This window comes from Kaistella sp. (assembly GCF_049588135.1).
In the GTDB taxonomy this organism is placed as follows: Bacteria; Bacteroidota; Bacteroidia; order Flavobacteriales; family Weeksellaceae; genus Kaistella.
Window position 1 is genome coordinate 1 of record NZ_JBAVFG010000189.1, and the last position, 5,222, is coordinate 5,222.

Annotated in this window: 3 protein-coding genes and 1 pseudogene; 3 read left to right on the forward strand and 1 reads right to left on the reverse strand. The window is 34.9% G+C overall.

Annotated elements, in window-relative coordinates:
- Nucleotides 1–1,425: pseudogene (locus WBY99_RS10480) on the forward strand (hypothetical protein); the annotation flags it as partial.
- Between the two features lie 221 nt (nt 1,426–1,646).
- Here WBY99_RS10480 and WBY99_RS10485 read toward each other — a convergent pair.
- On the reverse strand, nt 1,647–2,843 hold the full coding sequence (locus tag WBY99_RS10485; protein ID WP_423976279.1) for an exo-beta-N-acetylmuramidase NamZ family protein: 1,197 nt from the start codon (nt 2,841–2,843) through the stop codon (nt 1,647–1,649).
- Between the two features lie 4 nt (nt 2,844–2,847).
- Here WBY99_RS10485 and WBY99_RS10490 point away from each other — a divergent pair, with 4 nt between their 5' ends.
- Entirely contained in the window at nt 2,848–4,077 is a 1,230-nt protein-coding gene (locus WBY99_RS10490; protein WP_423976280.1) for an ABC transporter permease, read from the forward strand.
- Between the two features lie 140 nt (nt 4,078–4,217).
- Complete coding sequence (locus WBY99_RS10495; protein WP_423976281.1) at nt 4,218–5,198, forward strand: PLP-dependent cysteine synthase family protein; 981 nt, start codon at nt 4,218–4,220, stop codon at nt 5,196–5,198.
- Nucleotides 5,199–5,222: the final 24 nt, after the last annotated feature.

Below are 5,222 nucleotides of genomic sequence, written 5' to 3' on the forward strand. Positions count from 1 at the left end.
ACAGAATTTTCAGGCAAAAAAGGAAGTTGGGCAATTGGCGCAGCGATGGAACAGAATTTAAAAAAATTCAACCAAACCGAAGAACTCGATGTCACCAGTTATCGCTGGAAAGAAATTTTCCTTCAGAAAAAAATAAGCGATTCTACCCGAACAAAACTTTTGGCAAAAATGTATTTGCGCGATAATGATTCCGTTCAAAATAATACGTTGCAAAATAGAAATCAAATTCTGGGTTTTATGGCAGAAAGTCAAATCATTAAAACAGAGAAAACCACTTTATCTGCCCTACTTCATTATCGAAAATTCTACGAAAAATCCGATGATCTAATATCAAAATACAATCAGGATTTCATCGTTGGAAACATGACTTATCAGCAGCAATTGTTCAATAACGGAATGCGATTACAGGCTTTTTATGAACTCGGAAATGGCCAGGAAGCTCAACGAGAATTTCAATATATTAAAGTAACCGACGGGCAAGGCGTTTATAAATGGACGGATTATAACGGCGACGGAATTCAACAGTTAGATGAATTTGAAATTGCTGAATATGCAGATTTAGCACAATACATCAGGGTTTACACGAATACCGTGAATTATATTCCATCGAATAAAAACAAAATGCAGTTGGCTTTATTTGTAAATCCTTCTGTAATTTTTGATTCTGAAAATCAATTTCTGAAACGCTGGAATTTTAATCTTTCCATTAATTCTCAAAATTCTTACTTTAAAAAAGCAAAAGTTTTTGTTTTAAATCCTTTCGAGAAAAATGAAGATCAAATTCTTAAAAATCAAAATATTTTGGCTTCGGCACAATTTAATCCAACCGACAAATCAGGCTGGAATGGGAATTACCGTTTTATCGCCAACAATAATTTAATCAATGCAAATTTCAGTAATGAAGAGCGAACTCAGGTTTCGCATTTCCTGAATATCGGACATTGGTTTGGGAAAGACTTCCGAATCGATTGGGAAAATTCTGTTCATGAGATTGAAAATTCTTCACAACTTTTTACGAGTAGAGATTATCAATTACAAAATTTAGAAACCAAACCAAAAGTTACTTACAAGTTTACGGAAACCATTCAATCTGAACTTTCATCGGCATTTCGGCAGAAAAAAAGAACTGATGGTGAGGAACTTTTAAAGACTTTCGACCTAACCGGAAGTTTGCAATGGGATTGGCGGAAAACTTCAATACGAGGGAATTTTTCTTTTATCAATAATAATTTTACAGGAAATAATTTCTCAATTGTCGGCAACCAAATGCTTGATGGTTTGAAGCCTGGGAAAAATCAAGTTTGGTCGGTATTTCTGCAACAAGCGATCAATTCTTTTATTCAAGTTGATCTGAATTATGAAGGAAGAAATTCGGGAGAACGAACAATCCACATGGGATCGATGCAGGTGAAAGCGAGTTTTTAGGTTGTTCTTTTGTTTTATATTTTGAGCTGTGCAGAGCAACCGAAATATTTGTAGAATTACGATTTAAAATAGCAGAGCAAGCCGCAGAGCGGCGAAACATTTGTAGAAAAAAAAACAAAAAAAAACGGGAGGTGCAGAGCACCGAAACCCCGTCTTCTTCTATATTACCGAAAAATATTTAAAACTCAATCATTCTTCAACAGCTCTCCTTTTCATAAAATTCAGTCCTCATAAATCACATATTTTATCCGGATTTTCTGAAAATCTTCCAAACCTTTTTTCCAGGAATTCTTAATTTGATCAGCAGATTTTCTATCGATAATTTGTTTTCTCAATTCGTCGGTTCCAGCTAATTTATCGAAGAACAAATTCTTTAAAAAGAAATCCTGTTGTGGATTTTTATACTCTTTGTAAGCTTTCAAAAGCCAATCTAAATTCATTTCTCGTAAATCTTCTGGATATTCTGATAAGTTTTCACCATAACATAATTTCCCATTTAGAAAAGGATCTTTTGCTCCTGCAGATGGTTTTGGGGTAAATTGATAGGGCAAATCTTTGGTCCACGGAGAACCATAGATCTGAAAAGGTAAATTGGTTCCACGACCTACGGAAACCTGCGTTCCTTCAAAAAAACATAAACTAGGATATAAATTAATCGCTTTATCATTCGGCAAATTCGGCGACGGTTGAGCTGAAATTCCATAACGCTGTTTTTTGTGATAGCCTTGCATTGGAATCAAAGTATATTGGGTCTGAATTCCTTTATCCAGCCATTTTTCACCGTTCACCATTTTACCATATTCGCCGATTGTTAATCCATAAACAATAGGAACATTGTGCATTCCGACAAAACTTTTCCATTGATCCTTAAGAACTGGTCCGTCAATATATCCATCGTGTGGATTGGGGCGATCGAGAACAATTACTTCTACATTATTTTCGGCAGCGGCTTCCATCACATAAGTTAAAGTAGAAATATAAGTGTAGAATCTCACGCCAACATCCTGAATATCAAAAAGAACAATATCAATTCCCTTTAGCTGTTCAGGTTTCGGCTTTTTATTATTCCCATAAAGAGAAACAATCGGAATTCCCGTTTTGGTATCGACTCCATTTTTCACATGTTCACCCGCATCTGCATCTCCTCGAAAACCATGTTCAGGTGCGAAAATCGTTTTTATTTTAATATCATTTTTAACCAAAAAATCGACTAAAAAAGTTTTATCTTTCATCAAACCAGTTTGGTTGGTTACGATTGCAATGGTCCTACTTTTCAACAATGGCAAATATAATTCTGAACGATCTGCTCCTGTTTTGAAACAGTTTTTATCAATGTTCTGCGCAAAACTCATTTGGCAAAAACCAAAATAAATTAGCACAATCAGAAGTAAATCTTTATTTTTGAGGCTTAAAATCATACGATTGAATTTTCCGTTATATTTTTCTAAAAAAATTGCATTTTCCAAAGATAATAAAAATAATCTCTCACGGGTTATTGTCTTTATTGGTCGGCTTTCTGTCGCGCTTGGTGTTATCGTTTCGCTCATTACCGTTTCTACTGGAGTCGGTTCCAAAAAAGCGATTAAAGAAAGAATGGCCGATTTTTCCGGTCACATTTCGGTAAAATCAAAGCAATCTAACAATTCCTATAATTCCTCTATTTTAAGTAATGATGGACTTCAACTCAATAAAATAAAAGCACTCCCCGATGTTGCTTCTACGCAAAAATACGTTGCAGTAAGTGGGATTTTGCGCAACGAACATAATTTTGCCGGTATCATTTTTAAAGGAGTTGGAAAAGATTTTGACTCGGCACGATTTCGCAAATTTTTAGTTGCAGGACACGCACCAGTCGTTACAGAAAAAGGATTTAACAATGGAATTTGCATTTCTCAAAAAATAGCAAATGATCTTCATTTAGGGATTAAAGACAGTATCGTCGCAATATTTTCCAAAGAAAATCAAAGTCCTTTATATCGGAAATTTGAAGTGGTTGGGATTTATAAAACCGACATCAAAATGATCGATGATTTATTCATCATTGGCGGCATTAATCATGCCCGAAAAATTCAGGGAATGAAAGATTCTGAAATTGGCGGAATCGATATTTTCCTAAAGGACATTGATAATATTGACGTAGATACTCCCAAAATCGATGAACTGGTCGGCTATAAAAACTATACGGTAAAAGCTACCGACGAATATCCTCAAATCATGGATTTCATTGCGATTTTCGACACCAATATTGCGCTTATTATTACGATTATGCTCGTAGTAGTCATCATTAATATCATCATGGTTTTGTTGATTTTAATTATCGAAAGAACCAACTCCATCGGAATGCTGAAAACATTAGGAGCAACCAACGGACAAATTCGAATGATATTCATTAATTACACTTTGCTGATTATGGTTCCTGGTTTAATATTCGGAAATTTAATTGGATTAGCATTTTTATTCATTCAAAAACATTTCGGTATTATTAAATTAAATCCTGAAAATTACTATTTAAGTGTAGTTCCAGTTGAAATCAATGTGTTTCAAATTTTATTAATATCTGCTGGAATTCTTATTGTATCAGGAATTTCATTAGTTCTCCCGAGTTATTTGATCAGTAAAATATCTCCAGTAAAAGCCATTAAATACAATTAATTTTAAAAATTATATCTTTGCAAATTCGTAAATTTTTTATCGATTTTTACGAAATTAACAATATTCAAAACACCACTTAAAATCATTCAAAATCTTATTTTTAAAAATGACAAAAGTGAAAATCCAAATATAAAACGGTTATGAAATACGCACAAAATATTCTTGAAACCATCGGAAATACGCCACTCGTAAAACTTAATAAAGTTTTGGGTGAAGATTTCCCAGCATTGGTTTTAGCAAAAGTAGAAACCTTCAATCCCGGAAATTCTGTAAAAGACAGAATGGCTTTGAAAATGATCGAAGACGCTGAGAAAGACGGCAGACTAAAACCCGGCGGAACCATTATCGAAGGAACTTCTGGAAACACAGGAATGGGTTTGGCTTTGGCAGCAATTGTAAAAGGCTACAAATGTATTTTCGTAACCAATGCCAAACAGTCTAAAGAAAAAAATGATATTTTAAGAGCAGTTGGCGCTGAAGTAATCGTTTGTCCAACGGACGTAACTCCCGAAGATCCTCGCTCCTATTATTCCGTTTCGAAGCGGTTGGGAGAAGAAACTGAAAATGGTTGGTATGTGAATCAATACGATAATTTATCAAACAGACAGGCACATTACGAACAAACTGCACCAGAAATTTGGGAACAAACCGACGGAAAACTCACGCATTTTGTTGCAGGCGCAGGAACAGGCGGTACCGTTACAGGTTGCGGAATGTTCTTCAAAGAAAAAAATTCTGATATAAAAATTATCGGAATTGACACTTATGGTTCGATTCTAAAAGAATTTCATGAAACAGGCGAACTTCATCCCGAACACGCTTATTCATACATTACAGAAGGGATTGGTGAAGACATTATTCCTGAAAATTATAATATGTCGGTGATTGATCATTTCGAAAAAGTAACCGATAAAGACGGTGCCATTTACGCCAGAAAACTAGCAAAAGAAGAAGGTATTTTCTGCGGATATTCTGCCGGAAGTGCCATTGCCGCTTTGGTTCAAATGAAAGATCAATTCACCAAAGATGATGTAATTGTGGTTTTATTGCACGATCACGGTTCGCGATATGTTGGGAAAATCTACAATGATGAGTGGATGAAAGAAATGGGTTGGTTGTAAAATTTTTTGGGCGTGCCCTTTATA

Bases quoted from the DNA above. Each gene is read 5' to 3' on its own strand.
- WBY99_RS10485 (WP_423976279.1), bottom strand. From the start codon at position 2,843: ATGATTTTAAGCCTCAAAAATAAAGATTTACTTCTGATTGTGCTAATT.
- WBY99_RS10495 (WP_423976281.1), top strand. From the start codon at position 4,218: ATGAAATACGCACAAAATATTCTTGAAACCATCGGAAATACGCCACTC.